Genomic DNA, 26,342 nt, shown 5'->3' on the forward strand with positions numbered 1-26,342 from the left:
TGCGCTGTGGCTGATGACGATTCTATCGGCGCCAGAAAGTATGCGCAGGTTGTATCTGGCGTCTTATCTAGCGTCTCATCTGCGTTTATTCGGCGTTTAATCGGCTTGCCGTACCGGCGAGTGCCGCGAAATCCGTACCGGCTGCGTGCACCGCGGCGCACCTATACTCAGCTCAGTCATCAAGACGCAATGATCGGGAGCATGCAGATGAAGACGATAGGTGTGATTGGCGGAATGAGCTGGGAGTCGTCCGCCGAGTATTACAGGCTGCTCAACCGTCACGCGAAGGCGCGCCTGGGCGGTCATCACAACGCACGCAGCCTGATGCTGACCGTGGACTTCGCGCCGATCGAAGCAGACCAGCGCGCGGGCGACTGGGGCGCGCTCGGCGAGCGGATGGCCGACGCGGCGCGTCAACTGGAACGCGGCGGCGCCGAGCTGGTGATGCTCGCCACCAATACGATGCATCGCGTGTATGAATCGATCGAGCAGGCGATCAACGTACCGTTTCTGCATATCGCCGATCCGACCGGGGCCGCGTTGCGCGCGGCGGGCGTCGCGTGCGTCGGCTTGCTCGGCACGCGCTATACGATGGAGCAGACGTTTTACACAGGCCGACTGCACGAGCGCTATGGACTCGAGACTTTGGTGCCCGAAGAAGCAGAACGCGCGGACATACACCGCATCATTTACGACGAGTTATGTCACGGCAACGTGAACAGCGAATCGCGTGCGGTGTATCAAAACGTGATCGAATCGCTGGCTTCGCGCGGTGCGCAAGCGGTGATTCTCGGTTGCACCGAAATCACGTTGCTGATCAAGCCGGAAGATTCTGTTCTGCCCGTTTTCGATACCACGGCGTTGCATGCGCAAGCGGCGGTTGAGTGGGCGATTGGAACGCAGTAGTGACGGACGACGCGCGATTGCATTTCATCGCAATCGCAGCGCCACAATTGCGGCGCTACAAGTTAAAAAGCCCGCTGGTTTGCGCCAGCGGGCTTTCAACAATGCTTGGTTGCGGGGACAGGATTTGAACCTGTGACCTTCGGGTTATGAGCCCGACGAGCTGCCAGACTGCTCCACCCCGCGTCAGAGAAAAAGGATTGTATAGAGATGTTAGCTATACGTCAAACGATCCCGCAACAATCGCATGATTCATTAGAGCGAAGCACGAACGAAAGCGCAGAAGGAGCATCTGTGGCTCACAGATCCAGCACAGTCGCGCCCTCGATCTTGCCGTCGATGATATCCGCGCCGTACTGGCTCGCGCTGCGTTTGGCCACGCCGAAATCGGAGAACGTTGCAGGCAGCACGAGACGAAACACGCGGCTCGCCTTCGACCCGCTGATTGCGCCGGGACGACACACGCGCACCGCGACGTCATAGCCTTCCGCGTGCCGCTTGTGACCGTCGAACTTGTCGAACGCCCGCGAGAAAACCAGCGGATGCACTTCGAAGTCCTTATAAAGATCAGGATAAAGTTGAGCCATGATGCCCTCCGCTGCACGCCAGTGCCTGAGTAAGTCAAACTGTGAGTGTGATCCCCACTATACGCCGCGCGCGTCGCGCATCGGCTTTTTATTTTGGTTCGCTGCGCGTGGTTCGAGCCGCGCGAAAATCGTTTTGCCCCGTATGCGCTGGTAAGCTACGGCTCCTGCGCCATTCAGCTTGAGAATCTCCCGTGAAAATCGCCACCTGGAACGTCAACTCCCTCAAAGTCCGCCAACAGCATGTGATCGACTGGCTGGAAACCAGCGGCACCGACGTGCTGTGCCTTCAGGAACTGAAGCTACCCGACGAGAAGTTCCCGCGCGCCGAACTCGAAGAGAAAGGCTACCGCAGCTGGTTCGCGGGCCAGAAGACGTACAACGGGGTCGGCATTCTCGTGCGCCAGGGTCTGAATGTGGACGAAAGCAGCATCGTGCGAAATATTCCCGGCTTTGAGGACTTGCAGCAGCGCGTGGTCGCGGCGACCGTGGAGGGCGTGCGCATTATTTCTGCGTACTTTCCGAACGGCCAGGCGCCCGGCACCGACAAATTCGCGTACAAGCTCCGCTGGCTCGCCGCGCTGCACAACTGGATCGCAAGCGAAATGGCGCTGTATCCGAAGCTCGCGCTGCTCGGCGACTACAACATCGCACCGGACGACCGCGACGTGCACGATCCCAAGGCGTGGGAAGGCCAGAACCTCGTTTCGCCGGAAGAGCGCGCCGAGTTCGTGCGGCTGATCGAACTGGGTCTCGTCGACGCATTCCGTCAATTCGAACAGCCCGAAAAAATCTATTCGTGGTGGGACTACCGGATGATGGCGTTTCGCCGCAACGCGGGCCTGCGCATCGACCATATCCTGCTTTCAAAGCCGCTTTCTGAAGCCTGCACGTCATGCGAAGTGGACAAGGTGCCGCGCAAGTGGGACCAGCCGTCGGACCATGCACCGGTCGTCGCGCAGATCGGCTGACGAACACCGGCAAGATCCGGCCGGATCTGGCGATGCCTAACCCGGCTGGGAGACGCAAAGGCTCTCACGAAGCCTCTCCCAAAGCCTCAAGCGGAAGCGCTCAGCGTTCGCCATAAAAATTCGAAAACCATCGCATCGTGCTCGGCCTGCTCCAGTTCATCGGAGCCACCGTGTCCTCCATCCGTGTTTTCGCGGTACCACACGGTGTCGACGCCTAGCGCCTGCATGCGCGCGGCCATCTTTCGCGCGTGGCCGGGATGCACGCGATCGTCGGCGGTGGATGTCGTGAACAGGACCGGCGGGTACTTCACGCCGGCCGACACGTTGTGATAAGGGGAGTACGCGGCGAGTGCGCGCGCGTCGTCGGGGTCGTCGGGATCGCCGTATTCGTCGATCCATGACGCGCCCGCATGCAGCAGGTGATAGCGGCTCATGTCGAGCAGCGGCACTTCGCAGATCACCGCGCCGAAGAGTTCGGGGCGCTGGACCATGCACGCTGCCACCAGCAGGCCTCCGTTGCTGCCGCCCTGAATGCCGAGTTGCGCGGCGCTCGTCACGCCGCTCGCGACGAGCGCTTGCGCCACCGCAATGAAGTCGTCGAACGCACGCTGCCGTTCTTCGCCTTGCGCCGCCGTGTGCCAGCGAGTACCAAACTCGCCGCCGCCGCGAATGTGCGCGACCACGTACACGCCGCCACGCTCCAGCCAGCCGATGCCCTGCCCCGTCAGATAACTCGGCAGCAATGGAATCGCGAAGCCGCCGTAGCCGGTCAGCAGGCAGGGCCGCGACGATTGCGAGGCCGCCTGCTCTCCTGCCGGGTCGTTGCATTGCTGATCCCGCGCGGTCCGCGGTCCGACCACTGTGTACGGTATCCGCGTGCCGTCCGCGGAGACAGCATGCCCGCGCGTCACCATGAAGCGCGTCGCGTCGAATTGCGTCGGCCAGCGCTCGAGCAGCTCCCACTCGTTGAGATCGTCACGGGCAAGATCGGCGAGCCAGTACGCGGGAGGCTGCAGATAGTCGTCGGTATCGACGAACACCTCGTCGTTCAGCGTCGACTCCACCGGCGAGACGTCGGCTTGCGCGTCCGGGTGCGATGGAAAGACGCGCCGCTGCCACTGCCATGTCTGATCGGCGGCTTGCGACGTGGTGAACAACAAGGTCTTGTTCTGCACGTCTTCCAGATACGAGACGATGAGCTGGTTGCGCGTATGCGTCCATTCGCACGCGGAGGTCTGCGCAGTCGTCATGAAGAGCGGTGTCACGTCACGCTCGCCGCGCAGGAACGCGGCTTCGCGAATCGCCAGCAACGCGCCGCCCGGATAGACGACGCCATTGCAGTGCCAGTCGAGGCGCGGTTCGAGCAACAGCCAGCCCTGCCAGCCGCTCACTGCCACGTGCGACGGCACATCATAAAGACGCCAGGCGTCAGCGGGAGCGGAAGCGCCATCTACGCCGCCCGCGTCGTCCAGGTAGTACGTGTGCGAGTCGAAGAAATCGACGCTGCTCACCACCGTGTGCCGCTTTTCCACCGGATCGTAATGCCCTTCCACGCCGATATTGCTAAACGCACCCTTGAACACGACGGGCGCATCGGCGAGCGCCGTGCCGCGCGTCCAGCGCCGCACTTCGCGCGGATAGCCGGAGCGCGTCAGGCTCTTGCGACCATTGTCCCAACCCACGTAAAGCGTGTTGCGGTCGATCCAGGATGCGGTGTGCTTGCCGGCCTTCGGGATCGCGAATCCGTCGTCGACAAAACGCCGCGTGTCGATGTCGAATTCGCGAACCACCAGCGCGTCCGAGCCGCCCGGCGACATCGTGATCAGCGCGCGATCGCCGTCGGGATAGAGGATGTCGAACTCCGAGCACACCCACGGGGTTCCTTCTGCTTCGCCGAGTGCATCGAAGTCGATCAGATTCTCCCATTCGGGCTTGCCGCCGCGCCATGCGGCCCAGGTCGCGCGCCGCCAGATGCCTTTGGGATTGCGCTCGTCCTGCCACAGGTCGTACGCCCACTCCTTCCAACGATCGGGAATCACCGGACGTTCGCGCGGCAAATAGGCGTCGGCGAGACGTTGCCTGAGCGTTTCGAATGGCACGCCGCTGCACCATGCGGCGCGCGTGCGGGCATTTTGCCTCTCGACCCACGCGAGCGCTTCAGGGGCGTCGAGCGCCTCGAGCCAGAGAAACGGATCGGGAGAAAGCGGCCAGGATAAGGACCCGGGGGAACCAGGGGAACCGGGGGAACCGGGAAAATTGGGAGAAACGGAAGAAGCAGAAGGCATCGTCGGCTGTCGAAGGAAAACAGCGTTGATTATGCCTTGCGACCGCGGAAGCCCGCTTCAAAGGCTTCCGCGACTCGCGATGCGGGGTTGCCGGGCGCAACATCGCGCGATCGGCCAGGGCGGGCGCCGTGCGCGCCATACCCTGAGCCGCCGCGTTCCGGTTAGTGGGAATGAACGCGCGTCAAGGCTCGAGATTGAGTTCCTGAATCTTGCGCGTAATGGTATTGCGCCCGATGCCCAGACGCTCCGCCGCCTCGACCTTGCGTCCGCGCGTGAAGTCGAGCGCCTCGCGGATCACTGCAGCTTCGAAGCGGCGCGCGAGTTCGTCCATCACATCGGCGGAGTTCTCGCGCAAGAGGCGTGCGACTTCCGTGCGCAGGCCGCCTTCCCAAGCGCTGACGGGCGTGGCGACCGGCATGCTGCCAGCCGCCGCGGAATGCGTGACCGGATTCATGCCGTTGATCGGCGCAGTACCCGCCAGGCTCGCGTCCGACGTGCCGAGCGCGGCGCCGCCACCGCCGGCAAGGTCGGTTGCACCGGCCTGCGCGGGACCGAGATCGGGCGGCAAGTCTTTGATCTCGATGGTCTGCGCGGGCGCCATCACCGTCAACCAGTTGGCGAGGTTTTCCAACTGCCGCACGTTGCCGGGAAACGGCAGCGACGCCAGATACGCGAGCGCCTCTTCCGACACCCGCTTGGACTCGACGCCAAGATCGCGCGCGCTTTTTTGCAGGAAGTGCCGCGTGAGCAAAGGAATGTCTTCGCTGCGCTCGCGCAATGCCGGCAAACGCAAGCGGATCACGTTGAGACGGTGATACAGATCCTCGCGGAACAAGCCCTGACGCACGCGCGATTCCAGATTCTGGTGCGTCGCCGCGATCACGCGCACATTGGCGCGCAGCGGGTTGTGTCCGCCGACACGGTAGAACTGACCATCCGACAGCACGCGCAACAGACGCGTCTGCAAATCGAATGGCATATCGCCGATTTCGTCCAGGAAGAGCGTGCCGTTCTCGGCCTGTTCGAAGCGGCCCTGGCGCATTGCCTGCGCGCCGGTGAACGCGCCGCGTTCATGGCCGAATAGTTCGGATTCCAACAGATCCTTCGGAATCGCGGCGGTGTTGAGCGCAATGAAGGGACCGTTCGCGCGTGGGCTATGTCGGTGCAGCGCACGCGCGACCAGTTCCTTTCCGGTGCCCGATTCGCCGGTAATGAGCACGGTTGCCGCGGAATGGGACAAACGTCCGATCGCGCGAAACATGTCTTGCATTGCCGGTGCCTGGCCGAGCATTTCCGGTGCATCGGCAACGCGCTCGTCCCACGTCTGTTCGCCGCGCATGCTCTCGTCCACGGCGCGGCGGATCAGTTCGACAGCCTTGTCGACGTCGAACGGCTTTGCGAGATATTCGAACGCGCCGCCCTGGAATGCGGCCACCGCGCTGTCGAGGTCCGAGAACGCCGTCATGATGATGACGGGCAAGCCCGGCACCTTGTCACGCACGGTTTGCAGCAATTCGAGGCCGGAGCCTCCGGGCATCCTGATGTCCGACACCAGCACCTGCGGGCTGTCGTGATCGAGCGCCGCCGAGGCCTCGCGCACATTCGCGAAGCTGCGAGTCGCGAAGTTTTCGCGAGCGAGGGCTTTTTCGAGCACCCAGCGAATCGATTGATCGTCGTCTACTATCCAGATCGGCTTCATATAGGTCTGTCAGAAGTCTTGAGATGCCTGCAGTGTGCAGATGCGGTGTTAGCAGTCGAGCGGCAGCAGAATCTGAAACTCGGTGTGGCCAGGCCGGCTTTCCACTTCGATCAAACCGTCGTGTTGTTGCACGAACGTCTGCGCGAGCGTCAGGCCGAGACCGCTGCCATCCTCGCGCCCCGATACGAGCGGATAGAAGATGCGGTCACGGATTTCCTCGGGAATGCCGGGGCCGTTGTCGATGATATGCAAGTCCAGTGCCAGCTTACATAAGCGTTTCGACACCGTAATCTTGCGTGCGATGCGCGTGCGCAATTCGATGCGCGCGTCGCCTTGCGAAATGCGTTCGCGCAAAGCTTCGGCCGCGTTACGCACGATGTTCAGCAGCGCCTGGATCAATTGCTCCTTGTCGCCGCGCAGGTCCGGCACGCTCACGTCGTAGTCGCGCTCGATCGTAAGGCCGCGCGGAAACTCCGCGAGAATCACCTGACGCACGCGCTCGCACACTTCGTGAATATTCACGTCGCCGACGATATGCGGATGACGGTGCGGCTCGAGCAACCGGTCCACGAGCGTCTGCAAGCGGTCCGATTCCTTGATGATGACCTGCGTGTATTCGCGCAACTCGTCGCGTTGACGCTCGCCGAGTTCGAATTCGAGCAATTGCGCCGCGCCGCGAATGCCGCCGAGCGGATTCTTGATTTCGTGCGCGAGATTGCGGATCAGCTGTTTATTGACGGCCGTCAGGTCGTTGATGCGCTCTTCGCGGTCGGTGCGCAAATGCCGCTCGTTCTCGAACAGTTCGAGCAACACGTAGTCTTGCGCGCTTTCCAGGAAGCCGACGATCGCATGCACATGCAGCGGCTCGTGACCGGGCCGCTCGAGCACAGCATCCAGATGCGTCGCGTGGAAACGGTTCGCGGCGATCGAGGTGATGGTCGCGACCAGCTCGTCCGCGTTCGAGAAAATGTCCGGCCACGCCATCTGCGTCAACTGCTTGCGCGAAAGCTCGAGCATCGACTCGGCCGACGGATTCGCAAACGCGACGCGCAGCGTGCGCTTCTCGAGTATCAGCACGACGGTGGGCAGTGCCTCGAAGCCCTGCAGCAAACCGGAAGCGACGAGCTGCGCGTCATCCGACAACGTCTGCTCGTGCCCTTTGCGCGCCTTGATCAGATTTTTCAGAACCATCTTGCAGTCTGGCCGATAGGAGATGGTGGCAAATCACTGCGGCCGGTCCAACGAAAAAGGGACGGCGCCGCCGTCCCTTCGTGACCGATCGCGAGCGTCGGACAAAGCGCTTCGCCGTTCGAAGGGCGAAGCGCCATTGCCGCTTACAGCGAGTAGTACATTTCGAACTCGATCGGGTGCACCGACTGACGATAACGTTGCAGCTCGTTCGTCTTCAGTTCGATGTACGCATCGAGCATCGAATCCGTGAACACGCCACCGCGCGTCAGGAATTCGCGGTCGCCGTCCAGCGCGTCCAGAGCCTGGTCGAGGCCGGCACACACGGTCGGGATCTTTGCATCCTCTTCCGGCGGCAGGTCGTACAGGTTCTTGTCGGCGGCTTCGCCCGGATGAATCTTGTTCTGCACGCCGTCCAGACCCGCCATCATCAGCGCGGAGAAGCACAGGTACGGATTCGCCATCGGATCGGGGAAGCGCGTTTCGATACGGCGGCCCTTCGGGTTCGACACGTGCGGAATACGGATCGACGCCGAACGGTTGCGAGCCGAGTAAGCCAGCTTAACCGGTGCTTCGAAGTGCGGCACGAGACGCTTGTACGAGTTCGTCGACGGGTTCGTGATCGCGTTCAGCGCGCGGGCATGCTTGATGATGCCGCCGATGTAGAACAGCGCGAATTCCGACAGACCTGCGTAGCCGTTGCCTGCGAACAGGTTCTGGCCGTCCTTCCAGATCGACTGGTGAACGTGCATGCCCGAACCGTTATCGCCGACGATCGGCTTCGGCATGAACGTAGCCGTCTTGCCGTACGTGTGCGCGACGTTCTGGATGATGTACTTCATTTGCTGCAGCCAGTCGGCGCGTTGCACCAGCGTCGAGAACTTGGTGCCGATTTCATTCTGGCCCTGGCCCGCGACTTCGTGGTGATGCACTTCGACCGGAATGCCGATCTGTTCGAGCAGCAGGCACATTTCCGAACGGATGTCCTGGAACGTGTCGACCGGAGCGACCGGGAAGTAGCCGCCCTTCGTGCCCGGACGGTGGCCGGTGTTGCCGCCTTCGAATTCCTTCGACGACGACCACGGTGCTTCTTCCGAGCCGATCTTGACGAAACAGCCCGACTGATCCGTGTTCCACTGAACCGAGTCGAAAATGAAGAATTCCGGTTCCGGACCGAAGAAGGCCGTGTCGCCCAAGCCCGAGCTCTTCAGATAGGCTTCAGCGCGCTTGGCGAGCGAGCGCGGGTCGCGCTCATAGCCCTTGCCGTCCGCCGGTTCGACGACGTCGCAGGTCAGCACGAGCGTGGACTCTTCGTAGAACGGGTCGATGAAGGCCGTGTTCGCGTCCGGGACCAGCAACATATCCGATGCTTCGATGCCCTTCCAACCGGCAATCGACGAACCGTCAAACGCATGGCCGCTTTCGAACTTGTCTTCATCGAATGCCGACACCGGCACCGAAACGTGTTGCTCTTTGCCGCGCGTGTCGGTGAAACGGAAGTCGACAAACTTGACGTCTTCGTCTTTGACGAGTTGAACGACGTCGGCCACGGATTTACTCATAACCTATCTCCTGATTAACGAATTCGGCGGATTTCAGCCGCCGCCCAATCTAGCTGACCCGTCCCGGCACGTCCACCCCTCAATGATGAAGAGTAAAAGTCGAAATTAGCCGCGGCAGATCGATCGGGACGGTTAAAGCAGCAACTGTGCCATGTATGCGCCAACAAGGCGTGAACGCACGTGCTGCGCGCGTTTCCGGGGAATTCGCGCACCGCGTGACGTGCGCCCGTGAGTTCTTGTCTCAGCGTCACGCACCGTATTGGGGCAATTTTCGACGAGCGTTATTCGCGTCGGTTTATTTTGGTGCAATGACAGGAATTTGCACCAAACATGGGCGATTAAATCCGCCGCATGGCTTGGCATTCGACGCAGCGTCTGGACCCCGCGCCACGCCTGGAGGCCGCGATAGAATGGTCTTTTGGTCAAGGAGACTGACTCATGAGCACACTAGAACAGCTGTATTCACAGGCGGACAAACGCCGCACCGAAAACCAGTTGCCGTACGCTGGCGCGCTCTCGCCTGCCGAGGCGTTCGAACTGCTGCAGCTCGATCCGCGCACGCGTCTCGTGGATGTGCGCACGCGCGCGGAACTCGACTGGGTCGGCCGGCCGGTGATCGGCGACGGGCAGTATGCGCACGTCGAATGGACGCGCTATCCGGGGGCCGTGCCGAATCAGGAGTTCCTGCATCAGTTGAGCGACGTTGCGTCGCCGGATACGCCGGTGCTTTTTCTGTGCCGCAGCGCCGCGCGTTCGAAGCTCGCGGCCATCGCGGCCGCGCAAGCTGGCTTCACGAAGGCTTATGACCTGCTGGAAGGCTTCGAAGGCGACAAGGACGGCCAAGGGCACCGCAAGACCGTCTCGGGCTGGTGTTTTCGCGGGTTGCCGTGGATCGGCGCTTAAGAGGGATTGCGTGAGGGCGATTGCGTGAGGGCGATTGCATAAGGGCAATTGCGCACCGCTCAATGCGAATCCGCGCGGCAAGCGCGGTCGCAAATTCATAGCGCGCAGGCGAAGCTCAGGCGCGGGGCTTCGCCGCTGCCGCCTCGTGCTCGACGATGTCGCCGCCCAGCAGGTGCACGCCTTCTCGCAGCTTCACGAACGCCGCCGCAACCGCCTCCGGCTCGCCCTTCACGCCCAGGTCGATGTGATGACGCGCATAAACGCCCCCGCGCTCGGCGTCGCCGACACTCGGCAAACTGAACACGCGCACGCCAGGAAAATCGTGTTCGATTTTTTCCATTAGCGGCGTGACGCGCGACTCGGGTAGCTCGAACACGAGCAAGGACTTTTCCGCGTGCGGCATGGCGTGATGCAGATGCGCGTAGTGGGTGTCCAGCACCCATTCGATCATCGGCCAGGCCATGACTGGGAAGCCCGGCACGAAATAGTGCTCGCGAATCGAGAAGCCCGGAATCTTGTTGTAGCCGTTCGGAATAATCTCCGCGCCCTGCGGATACGTGCCCATATTCAGACGATGCAGATTCTCGGGCGAATTCAGGTCCAGCGGCGTCGCTGCGGTGGCCGGATACATGTCGCGAATGCGCTCCTGAATCAGCTTCTGCGCTTGCGGATGCAATTCCAGCGGCACGCCGAGCGCGGCCGCCGCACATTGACGCGTATGGTCGTCCGGTGTCGCGCCGATACCGCCCGTCGAGAACACGATATCGCCGGAGTCGAAAGTGCGCCGCAGCGTCGCGGTAATGCGGTGCGGGTCGTCGCCGATATATTCCGCCCAGCCGAGCGACAAGCCACGCGCGCCCAGCAGTTCGATGACTTTCGGCAAATGCTTGTCGACGCGCCTGCCCGACAGAATTTCATCGCCGATGATGATGACGCCAAATGCCATTGCCGCCTCTTTGGTTATGTCGTTTGTTGATCAATAAGGAACCGGCGCAGTCTGCCGCACGCCCCCTGCCTCGTCCGCGCGCATGCGTTGCAGTGCCCGCAAACAGTAGTAGCCGAACCACAGCGCCGAAAACACGAGGATGAATGCATAAATCCAGATGGTCACCGCGGTGATGACCGGAAATAACACGATCAGCCACACCGACGATGCCCACAACAGCGTCGGCAACGAACCCAGCAAACCGCTCGCGACGCCGATCAACAGCAGCGGCAAGCGGAAACGCCGAACCAGCGCACGCCGTTCGTCGCGGGTCGCGTGCAGAGCGAGCGCGTCGTAGGTCATCACGCGATAGGTCAGCCAGCCCCACAGCAGCGGCGGAATCAACGCGAAAAACGGCGGGACCAGCCACAGCGGCAGCGTGACGATCAGCAGCACGAGACATACCAGCGTCGTCCACAGCGCCTGCCCGACGCTGCCGTACCACGTTCCGCCGCGACGCATTTCGAGGCCTGGGAACTGGCGAGTCGACAGGAAGCGGATCACGGCCGGCATCGACAGCGTGGCGATCAGCAGCAATACCGTGACGACGATCAGCGGGATCGTCATGGCAATCACAAGGAATGGCGCGATAGCCGCGTGCAGTCCCGAAAAACCAAGCGAGTCGAACAGATGGTAGAGCGTGACGGTGAACGACCAGCTTTCGAGCCAGCCACGCGTCGCGCCGATCAGCGTCTGCCACGAGAACCACAGGATCACGCCCCACCCGACTGTTGCCGCGAGGAACGGCAGGAAGGTCAGCCAGAGCATGCGCGGGTGGAGCGCGCTTGCGAGCGCGCGCCCGAACGAGCGCAACAGATCATTCATGCGAGCCAGTGCCGGTGAATGCAACGATGAAATGGAGGAAGCGGCGCGCCGTCACAGAATGCGGACCTCGAGCGCGAACGTGGACAGCATAAACCACGTGACGCGCCGCCGGGGAAACCGGCGGCGGGCGGAGAAACGAACCGTCAGGCTCAGACTGCGGTCGCACCGCCCTGATTGCGCCGCCGTGCCGACAGACGCCGGCCGATGCGCGCGAAGGCGAGCCAGTGCTGCGCCCAGAAACCTTCGCCGTAGACGCGGCCCTGGAGTTGGTCGCTGATTCCGGTCGGCTCCATCTCGCGGCTCCACGACACGCTCCGGAACAGCATGTCCCACCACGGAAACAGCACGCCGAAATTGCAGCCGTATTTCAGACCTTCGTGACCGTAGCCAATAGCATGATGGCGCCGATGGAACGTCGGGCTGACCAGCAGACGCTCTCCGAGCCAGCCGAAGTACAGGCGAATGTTGGCGTGCTGGACGCTTTGCGCGAGATTCGTGATGGCGACCAGCACGACGAATTGCGACGGCGGCACGCCGATCACGAGCGCGATCACTGCGAAGAACGACGCCTGCAGCAGGTCGTCGAGCAGATGATTGCGGTCGTCGGCCCACAGCGACATTTGCTGCTGACTGTGATGCACCGCATGCAACTCCCACCAGACGCCGACGCGGTGCTGCCAGCGGTGATACCAGTAACCCGCGAAATCGAGCACCAGAAGGTACATGACAAACGTGACGAGCGGCTGCGTAGTCACGCCGGGCCACAGATTGTCGAACTCGATATTCGAGATGTCATGCAGACGCAACCACGCCTGCACATGGTCGAAAAACGGCTGCAGCGCAAAAAAGAAGAACAGGTTGAGAATGCCCAGCTTGGCGATCCACGTGTAGATCACGTCGACGCGCACCGCTTTGCGGTTCTCCCACTGCTCGACCGGACGCAGCGCTTCCAGCGGCCGCAAGATCGCGTACATGGCCAGCACTTCGAGGACGCCCACGATTACCCAGTACAGGCTGTCGTACGTGTCCTCGTCGTAGTCCATCAGATTGAAGTGGAACAGCAGCGGCTGCACCACGTCGACATACAGCAACGTCTGCAACGCGGAGACGAAGCTGTCGAGGGAAGACGAAATCAGATGGAACATGGCGCTGGTCGGGTTACTTCGATCGTTGCGGCTCGCTGAAAAGCGGCTTGGATAGCAGCATTATCACGCGCCATTCGGCGCCGTGACCGGCGCACGATTAAAGAAATAGATGCCATGCGGCGAACGGCCCACCGCAATGGTCTGAATCAGCTTGCGCGTGTTCAGGTCGATGACGCCGACGTGCTTCGCGAAGCGGAACGTTACCCACAGATACCGTTTGTCGGCGGAAAGTTCCATGTCGTCCGGACCCGGCAGCAAACCGGTGATGTCGCCGACATTGGTAAGCGAATCTTCGTCGATGATGCTGATCGTGCTTGCCACCCGGTTGGACACCGCGACATGCTTGCCGTCGGCGAGCGAGCGGAAGTTGTGCGCGCCGTTGCCCGTGTGAATGGTCTTCACGATCTTCTGCGTATGCCAGTCGACCACGGCCACGTAGTCGGCGCCGGTCATGCCGACGAGCAGATACTTTTCGCCCGGCGTCATCCAGAGCCCTGCGGGGACCTTGCCGACCTTCATTTTCCACTTGACGGTTTGCGTAGCCAGGTCGATCGCGGCGAGTTCGCCGGAGACCTGCAGCGTGACAAACACCGTTTTGCTGTCGTTCGTGAACGCCATGTGGCTCGGCATGACCGCGAGCGGCAGACGCGACGCGAGCGTCATCTGGTTCTTCTGGCCGTCGTAATGATAGATATCGAGGCGGTCGAGGCGCAAACCGGTAGTAACCAGCCACTTGCGATCAGGCGAAAAGCCGATCTGGTACGGGTCTTCAATGTTTTCGACCCAGCGCTGCACCTGCCCCGACTTGGGGTCGACGAACATCAGGTTGTTCGACACCGAGTTCGCCACGATCAGCGACGAGTTGTCCGGCGTCGCCATCAGGTGATGGGGTTCCTTGCCTGTCGGTACAGTGCCGACAACCTGGCGAGTCGTCTCGTCGATAAGGCTCAGCGTGGCTTCGGCGGAATTCAGCACGATCACGTTGTTGGCATGGGCCGCCGGAGAAAAGACGCCTGCGGCGGCTACGAGAGCCATGCCCGCGGCGAACGTGGCTGTCACGCCAGAAAGAAAAAATTTACGCATGAAAACTCACTTCGGAGAACGACCGTCATTGTAGAACGTTTGCCCGGGCCTGCGGTTGACGGAGATCGGGGTGTCGCTCACCGAAAATGAGGGGCCGGATGGGACGCTTGTTGAGCGATTGAATCTGCTTCCGGATGCGCAGCGATGGGAGAAACGTCAGTCTCATTTGTGCGCGGACGCGATAAGACAATCTCCGCTCTGCATTATTAAAACTCGGAATAATCACGACTACTCTCTATTCCGCCTCGCTTTACAACCAAATTAATCGATCGATTTAAGACCGCTGGATTTGTTTCGCATATTTTCGGATTTCGCTTATTTCCGCCGTTCGCAGCGCGCTCCGACAATCTCGCGTGCTCATCGTCCAACCCTCAATCCCGTGGACGTTTCGAGTGTGACGCAGATAATCCGGGCGTGGGCAACCACACGAAAGCAACAGCCAGATAATGGCGACAGGCAGGCTCGCGTTAATAGCCGATATTTTCCGCACGCACCTGATTAATGGGCGATGACGCCCTCTCCGATTATTTCGTCCACTCCGGCCACGACACAACTGCGCGGAGTTTCAAGACAAGTGAACAAAATCCATCAATCAATCTGGTGCGAAGCGACGGCAACCTGGGTAGCAACGCCCGAAACGTCAAGGGCGAAGACCAAGCGCGGCTCTACGCGCACGAAGCTTGTCGTACTGGCGGTTGTCGCGGCGGCTGCGGCATTGGGCGAGGCGAACGCGATGGCGGCAGGCGTCAATTCCACGGCCGCGGGGCCTTTCGCAGTCGCCGCCGGAGATAACTCCGTGGCGCTCGGATTGAACGCGACGGCATCGGGTACGAGTTCCGTTGCGGAAGGTGCGGGCGCCGCCGCGGCGGCAGACAACTCGATTGCAGTGGGCTCAGGGGCAACAGCCTCCGGGTTAAATTCGATCGCACAAGGCGCGGGTTCCAGTGCTTCAGCCGACGGTTCGACAGCGTTGGGCATGAGTGCGCGTGCAGAGGGTTTCCGGTCGATTGCAGCAGGAAACGGCGCCGTGGCGTCGGGCGCCGATTCGGTCGCAACGGGGACCGCAGCCGTTGCCGCTGGTGATCACGCGGTTGCCACGGGAGTGCTGGCAAGTGCAAACGGCATCGACTCGATCGCGGCCGGGTCAGGAGCGCTCGCAGACAAGGATGGCAGCGCCGCCTTAGGCAGTGGCGCAGCCGCGACCGGAACGCAGTCGACCGCCCTTGGCTACGGCGCGAAGTCCAGCGCGATCGGCAGTGTCGCGCTGGGCTATGCGGCCACGGCGTCGGGCAACAACGCCTTCGCCGGTGGTCCGTCGGCTACTGCCTCAGGCGGGAACTCCACGGCGCTCGGCTACGCGGCCCTGGTTACAGGCTTGAACTCGGTCGCGATCGGTTACGGTGCCGCAGCCTCCACTGACAACAGCGTGGCGCTCGGCGCTCACTCCGCAACGGGCGCGGACCTCAGCAAACCCGCGTATGTACCCGCTGGCGCCGATCCCACGACCATTGCGGCTACGGTCGCAAAGGGCGAAGTATCGATCGGCTCTCAAGACAACGAGCGCCGCCTGACGCATGTCGCGGCTGGAGCGGACGCAACCGACGCTGTCAACGTCAGCCAGTTGCAAGCCGCTACCGCAAGCGCGTCGCGCTACTTCAAGGCAAACGGCAACGGCCTGAACGATGGCACCGACGACGCATCGGCGACCGGGGTCAATGCGGTCGCCATCGGCAGTTCGGCACTTGCCGCAGGCGATGCAAGCTTGGCCGTCGGCACGAGTTCGCAGGCACAGGGCGGCTACAGTACCGCCGTCGGGGGTTTTGCCAGCGCGTCAGGCGACGGCTCGACTGCCCTCGGCTATGAGGCAACCGCTGTCGCGGCCAACTCGGTTGCGCTCGGCTATCAGGCTAGCGCTGTCGCGGCCAACTCGGTCGCCTTGGGCTATCAGGCAAGCGCTGTCGCCGCCAACTCCGTCGCGCTCGGTCAAGGTTCCATCGCCGATCGCGCAGGAACGGTCTCGGTCGGCTCGGCCGGCAGCGAACGCCAGATCACCAACGTCGCTGCCGGCACCCAGGCAACCGACGCCGTCAACCTGAGCCAGTTACAAACGGTCAGTGCGAACGCGGCGCGCTACTTCAAGGCAAACGGCCTGAATGACGGCACCGACGACGCATCGGCGACCGGGGCCAATGCGGTCGCCATCGGCAGCTCGGCGCTTGCCGCCGGCGATGCAAGCTTGGCCGCCGGCACCAGTTCTCAGGCGCAGGGCGGCTACAGCACCGCCGTTGGAGGCTTTGCTAGCGCGTCAGGCGACGGCTCGACTGCCCTCGGTTATCAGGCAGGCGCGGCGGGGCTCAACTCCCTTGCCGTCGGCTATCAGGCAAGCGCGGCGGCTTCCAATTCCGTCGCGCTCGGCTATCAGGCAAGCGCTGTCGCCGCGAACTCCGTTGCGCTCGGCCAGGGTTCCATCGCCGATCGCGCCGGCACGGTCTCGGTCGGCTCGGCCGGTAACCAGCGGCAGGTCACGAACGTCGCAGCCGGCACAGCCGATACCGACGCCGTCAACGTCGCACAGTTGAAAGCTGTCAGTGACCAGGGCGCCGCTAACGCCGCGAAGCTCGACGGTGCGGTGATGTACGACCAGGACGCCAATGGCAACGTCGACAAAAACAGCGTCACGCTGGGTGGCAATGCCGCTAGCGGCGGCACCACGATCCATAACGTCGCCGCAGGCGTCGACGCTTCCGATGCCGTCAACGTCGGTCAACTGAACGCTGCGATCACCGGCGCCGTCAACAACGCCGTGGTCAACGCAGCGAATCCGTTCTTCAGCGGCGAAGGTAATCGCGACACCGAAGGTGCCGTGTCGTCGGGCGTGCACTCGGTCGCGGGCGGCGCGAGCGCGCAGGCCACCGGCGTGAACGCCACCGCAATCGGCGCGAATTCCATCGCAGGCGGCAACAACGCGACTGCGCTCGGCGCGGCTGCCACTGCTAGCGGCACGAATTCCGTCGCCTTGGGCCAAGGCTCGGTCGCGGATCGCGCGAATACGGTGTCCGTCGGCGCCGCGGGTCAGGAGCGCCAGATCACCAATGTCGCAGCCGGCGTGCAAGGCACGGACGCAGTCAACGTCAATCAGTTGCAGCAGAGCGCGAGCGGCGCGGTCGGCGAGGCGCGCAACTACACCGACGACCAGATCCGCTCAGCTCGACGCGACTCGTACGGCGGCACCGCATCTGCTTTAGCCATGGTCGGTCTGCCGCAAGCTGTGCTGCCCGGTCACGGCATGGTCGCGATGGCCGGCGGCACCTATGGCGGCCAGTCAGCGCTTGCCATCGGCGTGTCGCAGTTGTCGGAGACGGGCAAGTGGGTCTACAAGCTGCAAGGCAGTACGGACTCGCGTGGCCAGATCGGCGCATCGATCGGTGCGGGTGTGCACTGGTAAGCGAGTGTTGCCGGACTGGGGCGCTGGCGTCCGGTCCGGCAGCGCGCCGTGCATCGCGGCGCTGAATATGGAGTCAGCAGGTCGGCGTAAGTCCAGCGCCGGATTGCGCCTGTTCGCGCGTGACACCCGTGCTCCATAAGAAACGGGTGTCACGCGCCTTTTTTGTTCAGCGCGGTTGAAGGCGAGGAAAGCGCAGGAAGCGCCCGGCATGCGCTGCGGCCCCCAAAACACCCAAGCCACAGCCACGTATTACGCCCCCCACGACTCACCGCTGCATCGAATCCCACACCTTGTAAAGCCGCTTGACCGACACAGGCATCGGCGTGCGCAACTCCTGGGCGAACAGCGAAACGCGCAACTCTTCGAGCAGCCAGCGGAACTCGGACAGACGTGCATCGGGCACGCCGCCGCGCTGCGCGACCGCTCGCTGATAGTTCTGCAGCAGTGGCTGGAATTCCGCGAACTGCCGTGCGTCGCGCGCGGGATCAGCCTTCAATTTGTCGATCCGCAACGCAATACCCTTCAGATAACGCGGAAAATGCGTGAGCTGCGAGTACGGGGTGTCCACCACGAATCGCTTGCCGATCAGAGCGTCGAGCTGATTCTGCATGTCCGCGTGCGCAGCCGTGAACGACTTCGCCTGCACCAGCTTCTTCAGTACCGACGCGTATTCGCCGAGAATCTGTCCAACCAGCCGCGCAATCTCCTGCGCCAGCAACGTCAGCCGGCTACGTCCTTCATCGCGGCGCGTATGGAAACTGACATCGTCGTCGGGCAGCGGGTCCTGCAGGCAGGCGCGATCGAGCGCGGTGTCGATCAGCTGATCACGTAACTCCTCCTGTGTACCGCGCGTCATGAACTGCATCGCCATTTCGCGCAAGCCCGGCAGATTTTTCTCCAGATACTTGATCGGCTCCTTCAACTGCAAAGCGAATAGCCGACGCAGGCCCGCCCGATGAATACGCGCGGCCTCATCCGGCGAATCGAACACCTCGACGTCGCAATGCGTGCCGCGATCCACGAGAGCCGGGTAGCCAAATAATGTCTGCCCGCCGCGACGGATTTCGAGCAACTCCGGCAGCTTTCCGAAATTCCACGTGATGAGGTTTTCGTACAACGCCGTGCCGCCCGCACTACCCGCACTACCTGCGCTACCCTGCGACGGCGTCTGCGGCGCCGACGCAGCCGCGCCCTTCCCTCGCTGTGCCTGACCGGTGGATGCAGGCGCCGTCCGCGGCGCTCCACCAACTCCTGCTCCGTCCGTCCGCGAACCGGCCGCGTCCGCCAGCGCCGCGCCCGCGGCGCTCGATGCAATCTTCTGGAAGTGCTGCTGGGCCTGGCCACCCAGTTCCGCCCGTAGCTGCGACAGGTTGCGCCCCATCGCGAGCTGCCGCCCGTGTTCGTCCACGACCTTGAAGTTCATGAACAGATGCGGCGGCAACGTCTCAAGCTTGAAGTCGGACTGTTTCAGCATCAGTTGCTTCTGCTCGCGAATATCGGCGATCAACGCTTCGAGCAAACCGCCAGCACCAAAACGCGGCGGCCCATGCCGGTCGACGAAACCGGCCGCATATTCCGGCAGCGGCACGCAGTGACGCCGGAGCTTCTGCGGCAGCGACTTGAGCAGCAGTTGCGTCTTCTCCTTCAGCATGCCGGGCACGAGCCATTCGCAGCGCCGCGCGTCCACCTGATTGAGTGCATAGAGCGGCACGGCGAGCGTGACGCCGTCGCGCGGAGAACCCGGCTCGAAGTGATAGGTGAGCGCCATTTCGACGCCCGCCATCGTCATCCGTTTCGGGAACAGATCGGTCGTCACGCCGGCAGCTTCGTGCCGCATCAGGTCGTCGCGCGACAGATACAGCAGGCGCAACTTGTCCTCGGGCTGACCGCTTTTCTTCAGTTCATCGCGATACCAGCGCTCGAACGACGCGCCGGTGTAAATCCCCTTCGGCAGCGCCTGATCGTAGAACGCGAAAATCAGTTCGTCGTCGACGAGCACATCCTGACGGCGCGACTTGTGTTCCAGTTGCTCGATGTCGGCAAGCAGCTTGCGGTTGTGCGCGAAAAATCCGAGCTTGGTGTCGAACTCACCTTCGACGAGCGCGCCGCGAATGAACAGTTCGCGCGCTCGCGCAGGGTCCTGTTTGCCGAAGCTCACGCGCCGCCGGTGATAGATCGGCAGCCCGTACAGAACCGCCCGTTCGAAGGCCGACACCTGCGCCGCGCGCTTCTCCCAATGCGGTTCTGACAGCGACTTCTTCAGCAAATGCGAGCCGATTTTTTCGATCCATTCAGGCTCGATCTTCGCAATGCAGCGGGCGTACAAACGGCTCGTCTCGACGAGTTCCGCGGCCATGACCCACTTGCCCGCTTTCTTGACGAGCGCGGAGCCCGGCCATAGATAGAACTTGATGCCGCGTGCGCCGAGGTAGTACGGCTCATCGTCGGCTTTCAGTCCGATGTTGCCCAGGAGACCGGTCAGCAGCGCGAGATGGATCTGCTCGAAAGTCGCTTCAGCTTCGTTCAGACGCCAGCCGTGTTCACGCACCACCGTCAGCAGTTGCGAATGCACGTCGCGCCATTCGCGCAGACGCAATTGCGACAGAAAATTCTTCCGGCATTCCTCGTGCAACTGCTTGTTCGATTTCTTGTGCGCGATCGCTTCTTCGAACCAGTTCCAGATTTTCAGCCACTGCAGGAATTCCGAGCGTTCGTCGGCAAACCGGCGATGCGCCTGGTCGGCCTGTTCCTGCGCCTCGATCGGCCGGTCGCGCGGATCTTGCACCGACAACGCGCTCGCGATGATCAACACTTCCTTCAGCGATTGCTGATCGCGCGCGGCGAGAATCATCCGGCCGACGCGCGGGTCGAGCGGCAAACGCGCGAGTTCGCGGCCGAGCGGCGTCAGCTGATTGTCGTCGTCGACGGCGCCGAGTTCGTTCAGCAGCTGATAGCCGTCGGCGATCGCGCGGCCCGGCGGCGGTTCGATGAACGGGAACGTCTCGATCGCCGTCAGATGCAGCGACTTCATGCGCAGAATTACCGACGCGAGCGACGACCGCAGAATCTCCGGATCGGTGAAGCGCACGCGGCTCTGGTAATCGCTCTCGTCATACAGGCGAATGCAGATGCCGTCGGCCACCCGCCCGCACCGCCCTGCCCGCTGATTTGCGGCGGCCTGCGAAATCGGCTCGACCTGCAACTGCTCGACCTTGTTGCGATACGAATAGCGCTTCACGCGCGCGAGTCCCGTATCGACCACGTAGCGAATGCCCGGCACCGTGAGCGACGTCTCCGCCACGTTCGTCGCGAGGACGATGCGCCGTGCGTTGGAGGTGCGGAACACGCGTTCCTGATCGGCGGCGGAGAGGCGCGCGAACAGCGGCAGGATTTCCGTGTGCGGCGGATGATGCTTGCGCAGCGCCTCGGCGGCGTCGCGGATTTCACGCTCGCCAGGCAAAAACACCAGCACGTCGCCGGGGCCTTCGCGGCACAGTTCGTCGACGGCGTCGACGATCGCTTCCATCAGATCGCGGTCGCGCTCCTTGCCGGTCTCTCGCGGAGTTTTCGCACGTTCACGCGACGCCGGACCGCCCGAGGTGCCTGACGTACCCTGCGCCGCTTTCACGGCGGGGCTGTCCTCTTCGATCGGACGGTAGCGCACCTCGACCGGGTAAAGCCGCCCGCTCACTTCGATTACCGGCGCGGGCTTTTCCTCGCTGCCGAAGTGGCGCGCGAACCGGTCGGCGTCGATCGTCGCCGACGTCACGATCAGCTTCAGATCAGGGCGCTTGACCAGAATTTCCTTCAGGTAGCCGAGCAGAAAGTCGATGTTCAGACTGCGCTCGTGCGCCTCGTCGATGATCAGCGTGTCATACGCTTTGAGCAGCGGATCAGTCTGTGTTTCGGCGAGGAGAATACCGTCCGTCATCAGCTTGACGGATGCACCCGGCGACAGATTGTCCGTGAAGCGCACTTTGTAGCCGACCACTTCGCCGAACGGCGTGCCAAGCTCCTCGGCGATGCGCCGGCCCGTCGCCGAAGCGGCAATACGGCGCGGCTGTGTGTGGCCGATCAAGCCCGAGCCGCCCGCGCCGAGGCCGCGCCCTAACGCGAGGCAGATTTTCGGCAACTGCGTGGTCTTGCCCGAGCCGGTTTCGCCCGACACGATTACCACCTGGTTTTCCGCGATCGCCTTGGCGATTTCGTCGCGGCGGGCCGAGACCGGCAGCGCTTCGGGGAAAGTGATCGGCGGAACCGGATTCGGCTGCACCACGCGCGCCTCACGTGGGGCGCGCGGTTCACGGGGCGGTTGCTGGCGCGATGGCTTTCCAGCCTCCGGCTGCCCGCGCTGGTCGCGCTGGTCACTCTGCGCGCTCTGCCCGCGTTGTTCGCCGCGTTGTTTGCGTTGTTCGCCCCGCTCACGCGATTCAGGTGCGCTTCGCGTCTCGCCAGGCGGCTCAGCGCGCTCGACATCTTTCGCCGTGCGCGACGGATTCTTCTGGTTGGAAGACGCCTGTGCGCGTTCGCCGGCACGATGCGGCTCGCGCGCCTTGCGAGGCGCGTCCGGGTTGCTTCGGTTCGCGTCCTTTTCGTGGCGGCGCTGCGCGTCGCCAGAGTTCGCCTGATCGGCGGCCGGCGCCGCATTCTCGTTCGCCGCGGCGGGACTTTTGGGTACATTCGACATGGGGGCGCATTATAATCCCCGGCATGAATTCCCAAACCGACCTCGTCCCCGCGCCCGCGAGCGTTCCGGCCCCCGCCGGAGCAACGGAAAACCTCGCACAGCACGCGCAATTCGTCGACTGGATGCGCTCAGTCGCCCCTTATATCCACGCGTTCCGGAATAAGACGTTTGTTGTCGGTTTCGGCGGCGAAGTGGTGCATCAGGGGCTCCTGAATGCGCTCGTGTCCGACATCGCGCTGCTGCAGGCCATGGGCATCCAGATCGTTCTCGTGCACGGCTCCCGGCCGCAGGTCGAAGAGCAGATGAGTCTGCACGGCGTCGAGTCGGAGTTTTCGCACGGCATGCGCATTACCGACGCCCGCGCGCTCGAGTCCGCGAAAGAAGCCGCGGGCGAAGTGCGTCTGGATATCGAGGCCGCCATCAGCCAGGGCTTGCCGAACACGCCCATGGCGCACGCGCACATCAGCGTCGTCTCGGGCAACTTCGTGACGGCGCGCCCAGTCGGCATTCTGGACGGCGTCGACTTCGCGCACACAGGCGTGGTGCGCAAGATCGACGCGGATTCGATCCGCCATTCGCTCGCAAGCCGCAAGCTGGTGCTGTTGTCGCCGCTCGGCTTTTCGCCCACCGGCGAGGCGTTCAACCTCGCAATGGAAGACGTCGCCTCGGCTGCCGCCATAGCCTTGCGCGCCGACAAGATCGTGTTCCTGACCGAAACGCCCGGCCTCATGCAGGCCGGCGAAGACGGCACCGAACTGATCCGCGAACTGTCGCTCGACGACGCGTACAAGCTGCACGAAAGCGGCGAAGTCACCGGCGACGCGGGCTTCTATCTGAAGCATTCGATCCGCGCATGCCGCGGCGGCGTGGCGCGGGCGCACATCATCCCTTACGCGCTCGACGGCAGTCTGCTGCTCGAACTGTTCCTGCACGACGGCGTGGGCACGATGATCTCGTACGAGAACCTCGAAAGTCTGCGCGAAGCAACGCCGGACGACGTCGGCGGCATTCTCGCGCTGATCGAGCCGCTCGAATCGGACGGCACACTGGTGCGGCGCGGCCGCCATCAGATCGAGCGCGACATCGACCATTTCTCGGTGATCGAGCACGATGGCGTGCTGTTCGGCTGCGCGGCGTTGTATCCGTACACGCAGGAGCGCATCGGCGAAATGGCTTGCCTGACAGTCGCGCCCGAAGCGCAGGGCACCGGCGACGGCGAGCGCCTGCTCAAACGCATCGAGCAACGCGCGCGGGCCCGCGGGCTCACGCGCATTTTCGTGCTCACCACGCGTACCGAGCACTGGTTCCTCAAGCGCGGCTTCGTCAAGGTCACGGTCGACGACCTGCCCGAAGACCGCCGCCGACTGTACAACTGGCAGCGCAAATCGCTCGTGCTGATGAAACAGCTCTGAGCGGCCCCATATAAAGCGACCGCCCGTCCTCGTATCGATTACGGTAATTATTTTTTATGGGACTGGAGTGAGTGCCGAAGCATTCACTCCGGTCGACACAGGAGAAGCACAGCATGACTCGTATGGTTCAATGCGCGAAGCTCGGCAAGGAAGCCGAAGGCCTCGATTTCCCGCCGCTGCCGGGCGAACTCGGCAAGCGGATCTACGAAAGCATTTCCAAGGAAGCGTGGCAAGCCTGGTTGAAGCAGCAAACCATGCTGATCAACGAAAACCGTCTGAACATGGCTGATCCGCGCGCGCGACAGTATCTGATGAAGCAGACCGAAAAGTTCTTCTTCGGCGAAGGCGCGGATACGGCGCAAGGTTACGTGCCGCCGCCGGCTGAGTGAGCGCAATTCGAGTGCTCCGCACTCGCAGCAGTAGCGACGAAATCCGCGCCAGGTGCGCGGATTTTTTTCGTCCCCCGCCTGTCGCGCAAACTCTCCGAACGGTACATTTCGTGCTCTTCCAGACGTCTTTTCGAGACCGTCTCGATCGCCGGAATCTCCCGCCCCGCAAGGGATCGAGCGCCTTCGCCAGACCGCGGGTCCAAAACCGGGTTTGCACGATCCTCTGTCATCGTGCTAACATGTGCGTCGTTCCAACAGCAATTCACCTACATTCGCGTTCTCTGACCTTGCGACCCGCCATGTGCCTGCACTGCGTGAGTCCATCGCGATGGAACAGTTTTTATACAAGAAGGCTTGTCGGTCGTATCGCGGTTTGAAGTCGCCCTTCGGTCATCCAAGGGTCATTCAGGTGGCGAATAAAGCACCGGCCTTTTTCGTTTCAAGCCTTCCAGTGGCGTAGGTCCGGCCTCCAGCCGTCTGCGTCCTCATGCATCTGCCCCCCTCCACGGCCACGCAGGTGCAACAGTTAACACAATTTAATCGAGTGTTTTTTCGCGACCTGGCTCGCGAGGCACGGGCGTTTGCTGCTATTGCCGCGCTTTCGCGTTTCTTTTCCGACGCGCGCCCACTCTTTCGCCTTCGCGGCGCAAGAACGCCATCGCCCCGTTTGCGAAACTGCACTTCCCAGCAACCGTGGCGGAACGCATCATGAGTTTCGTCGCAGTCATCGGAGTTTTACCTTGACCGCTTCCAGCAACGGCTTCTGGCGACATCACAAACAAGAACAGCGCCTTTCTCTCGACGACATCACCGTCGTCGACAACTCGCTCCTCAAACGTGCCGTCGGCGCCATGGCGCTCGGCAACGCAATGGAATGGTTCGATTTCGGCGTGTACAGCTACATCGCTGTCACGCTCGGCAAAGTGTTCTTCCCGTCGTCGAGCCCTTCCGCCCAGTTGATCGCCACGTTCGGCACGTTTGCCGCCGCATTTCTCGTGCGCCCGGTCGGCGGCATGGTGTTCGGGCCGCTCGGCGACCGCATCGGCCGTCAGCGCGTACTCGCAATGACCATGATCATGATGGCGATCGGCACGTTCGCGATCGGGCTGATCCCGAGCTATGGCTCGATCGGCATCCTCGCGCCGGCGCTGCTGCTCGTAGCGCGTCTGGTGCAAGGCTTTTCGACCGGCGGCGAATACGGCGGAGCAGCCACCTTCATCGCCGAATTTTCGACCGACAAGCGGCGCGGCTTCATGGGCAGCTTCCTTGAGTTCGGTACGCTGATCGGCTACGTGCTCGGCGCAGGCACGGTTGCGGTGCTGACCGCGACGCTGTCGAACGACGCGCTGCTGTCGTGGGGCTGGCGTGTGCCGTTCCTGATCGCCGGTCCGCTGGGCCTGGTGGGTCTTTATATCCGGATGAAGCTCGAAGAAACGCCCGCGTTCAAGAAGCAGGCCGAACAACGCGAAGCCGAAGACAAGGCGGTGCCGAAGCAGTCGCTGCGCAATCTGCTCATGCAGCAATGGAAGCCGTTGCTGCTGTGCGTCGGCCTCGTGCTGATCTTCAACGTGACCGACTACATGGCGCTCTCGTACCTGCCGAGCTACCTGTCGGCCACCCTGCACTTCAACGAATCGCACGGCCTTTTCATCGTGCTGCTCGTGATGGTACTGATGATGCCGATGACGCTCGCAGCCGGCCGTCTGTCCGACACGATCGGCCGTAAGCCGGTGATGCTGTTCGGCTGCGTGGGTCTGTTCGCGCTGTCGATCCCTGCCCTGCTGCTGATCCGCATGGGCACGCTGGTGCCCGTGTTCGGCGGCCTGATGATTCTCGGCGTGCTGCTGTCGTGCTTCACGGGCGTGATGCCGTCGGCACTGCCGGCGCTGTTCCCGACCAAGATCCGCTATGGCGCGCTGGCCATCGGCTTCAATATCTCGGTGTCGCTGTTCGGCGGTACGACGCCGTTCGTGACCGCGTGGCTCGTCGACCGCACCGGCAATCTGATGATGCCTGCGTACTACCTGATGGGCGCGTCGCTGATCGGTATCGTCTCCGTCATGGCGCTTCGCGAAACCGCCCGCAAGCCGCTGCTCGGCTCGGGCCCTTGCGTGGCGACGCGCGCCGAAGCGCACGCAGTACTGCGCGGCGAACGTGAAGCCGAAGAGATGGACGAACGCTACGCAGCCACTGCTACGGCGCGTGCGTGATTGACTGCGGCGCGGTAGCCGCGGTGACGCGACACGATTCCTTCGGGAGTCGCCGCTAACCGCGGT

Annotated in this window: 17 protein-coding genes and 1 tRNA gene; 7 read left to right on the forward strand and 11 right to left on the reverse strand. The window is 62.7% G+C overall.

All coding sequences use genetic code 11. From position 1 onward, the window contains the following. Positions 1–207: 207 nt before the first annotated feature. Entirely contained in the window at positions 208–906 is a 699-nt protein-coding gene (locus ACTJLB_RS10055; protein WP_440783157.1) for an aspartate/glutamate racemase family protein, read from the forward strand. A gap of 106 nt (positions 907–1,012) precedes the next feature. On the opposite strand, the gene ACTJLB_RS10060 is transcribed toward ACTJLB_RS10055, so the two are convergent. Both ACTJLB_RS10060 and ACTJLB_RS10065 read right to left on the reverse strand, forming a co-directional pair. Then, a tRNA-Met gene (locus ACTJLB_RS10060) sits at positions 1,013–1,089 on the reverse strand. Positions 1,090–1,202: 113 nt separating this feature from the next. Continuing rightward, entirely contained in the window at positions 1,203–1,490 is a 288-nt protein-coding gene (locus ACTJLB_RS10065) for a hypothetical protein (protein ID WP_020065482.1), read from the reverse strand. Positions 1,491–1,681: 191 nt separating this feature from the next. Between ACTJLB_RS10065 and xth the strand changes: the two genes are divergently transcribed. Next, positions 1,682–2,458 carry an exodeoxyribonuclease III gene (gene xth, locus ACTJLB_RS10070; RefSeq protein ID WP_020065481.1) on the forward strand — a complete coding sequence of 259 codons (777 nt, stop codon included), beginning with the start codon at positions 1,682–1,684 and terminating at the stop codon, positions 2,456–2,458. 86 nt (positions 2,459–2,544) lie between these two features. On the opposite strand, the gene ACTJLB_RS10075 is transcribed toward xth, so the two are convergent. The 4 genes from ACTJLB_RS10075 to glnA form a co-directional block, all read right to left on the reverse strand. Continuing rightward, complete coding sequence (locus ACTJLB_RS10075; protein WP_440783159.1) at positions 2,545–4,743, reverse strand: prolyl oligopeptidase family serine peptidase; 2,199 nt, start codon at positions 4,741–4,743, stop codon at positions 2,545–2,547. Between the two features lie 181 nt (positions 4,744–4,924). Further along, entirely contained in the window at positions 4,925–6,442 is a 1,518-nt protein-coding gene (gene ntrC, locus ACTJLB_RS10080; protein WP_288823540.1) for a nitrogen regulation protein NR(I), read from the reverse strand. A 48-nt stretch (positions 6,443–6,490) separates the two neighbouring features. Further along, positions 6,491–7,633, reverse strand: a complete 1,143-nt coding sequence (gene glnL / locus ACTJLB_RS10085; protein ID WP_020065478.1) for a nitrogen regulation protein NR(II) — start codon at positions 7,631–7,633, stop codon at positions 6,491–6,493. A gap of 143 nt (positions 7,634–7,776) precedes the next feature. Then, entirely contained in the window at positions 7,777–9,192 is a 1,416-nt protein-coding gene (gene glnA / locus ACTJLB_RS10090) for a type I glutamate--ammonia ligase (protein WP_020065477.1), read from the reverse strand. A gap of 438 nt (positions 9,193–9,630) precedes the next feature. Between glnA and ACTJLB_RS10095 the strand changes: the two genes are divergently transcribed. Beyond that, complete coding sequence (locus tag ACTJLB_RS10095; protein WP_020065476.1) at positions 9,631–10,095, forward strand: rhodanese-like domain-containing protein; 465 nt, start codon at positions 9,631–9,633, stop codon at positions 10,093–10,095. Positions 10,096–10,210: 115 nt separating this feature from the next. On the opposite strand, the gene ACTJLB_RS10100 is transcribed toward ACTJLB_RS10095, so the two are convergent. From ACTJLB_RS10100 to ACTJLB_RS10115, 4 genes are all read right to left on the reverse strand, one after another. Further along, positions 10,211–11,041 carry a competence/damage-inducible protein A gene (locus ACTJLB_RS10100; RefSeq protein WP_310355740.1) on the reverse strand — a complete coding sequence of 277 codons (831 nt, stop codon included), beginning with the start codon at positions 11,039–11,041 and terminating at the stop codon, positions 10,211–10,213. A 30-nt stretch (positions 11,042–11,071) separates the two neighbouring features. Beyond that, the gene (locus ACTJLB_RS10105) at positions 11,072–11,905 is read right to left on the reverse strand and encodes an EI24 domain-containing protein (RefSeq protein ID WP_020065474.1); all 834 of its coding nucleotides are present in this window, start codon (positions 11,903–11,905) and stop codon (positions 11,072–11,074) included. A gap of 149 nt (positions 11,906–12,054) precedes the next feature. Beyond that, positions 12,055–13,050, reverse strand: coding sequence for a sterol desaturase family protein (locus ACTJLB_RS10110; RefSeq protein ID WP_020065473.1), 996 nt, complete (start codon positions 13,048–13,050; stop codon positions 12,055–12,057). A gap of 63 nt (positions 13,051–13,113) precedes the next feature. Then, positions 13,114–14,133, reverse strand: coding sequence for a YVTN family beta-propeller repeat protein (locus ACTJLB_RS10115; RefSeq protein WP_020065472.1), 1,020 nt, complete (start codon positions 14,131–14,133; stop codon positions 13,114–13,116). Between the two features lie 574 nt (positions 14,134–14,707). On the opposite strand from ACTJLB_RS10115, the gene ACTJLB_RS10120 reads away from it, so the two are divergent. After that, positions 14,708–17,578, forward strand: coding sequence for a YadA-like family protein (locus ACTJLB_RS10120; RefSeq protein ID WP_440783160.1), 2,871 nt, complete (start codon positions 14,708–14,710; stop codon positions 17,576–17,578). Between the two features lie 265 nt (positions 17,579–17,843). On the opposite strand, the gene hrpA is transcribed toward ACTJLB_RS10120, so the two are convergent. Then, entirely contained in the window at positions 17,844–22,265 is a 4,422-nt protein-coding gene (hrpA, locus tag ACTJLB_RS10125; RefSeq protein WP_440783161.1) for an ATP-dependent RNA helicase HrpA, read from the reverse strand. 23 nt (positions 22,266–22,288) lie between these two features. Between hrpA and argA the strand changes: the two genes are divergently transcribed. From argA to proP, 3 genes are all read left to right on the forward strand, one after another. Beyond that, on the forward strand, positions 22,289–23,677 hold the full coding sequence (argA, locus tag ACTJLB_RS10130) for an amino-acid N-acetyltransferase (RefSeq protein ID WP_020065469.1): 1,389 nt from the start codon (positions 22,289–22,291) through the stop codon (positions 23,675–23,677). A gap of 113 nt (positions 23,678–23,790) precedes the next feature. Next, entirely contained in the window at positions 23,791–24,066 is a 276-nt protein-coding gene (locus ACTJLB_RS10135; RefSeq protein WP_027775455.1) for an oxidative damage protection protein, read from the forward strand. A 740-nt stretch (positions 24,067–24,806) separates the two neighbouring features. Next, positions 24,807–26,276: a glycine betaine/L-proline transporter ProP gene (gene proP / locus ACTJLB_RS10140; protein ID WP_440783162.1), complete on the forward strand. Its 1,470-nt coding sequence runs from the start codon at positions 24,807–24,809 to the stop codon at positions 26,274–26,276. Positions 26,277–26,342 lie beyond the last annotated feature (66 nt).

The sequence above is a fragment of the Paraburkholderia sp. 22098 genome (genome assembly GCF_052045935.1).
GTDB lineage: Bacteria > Pseudomonadota > Gammaproteobacteria > Burkholderiales > Burkholderiaceae > Paraburkholderia > Paraburkholderia caledonica.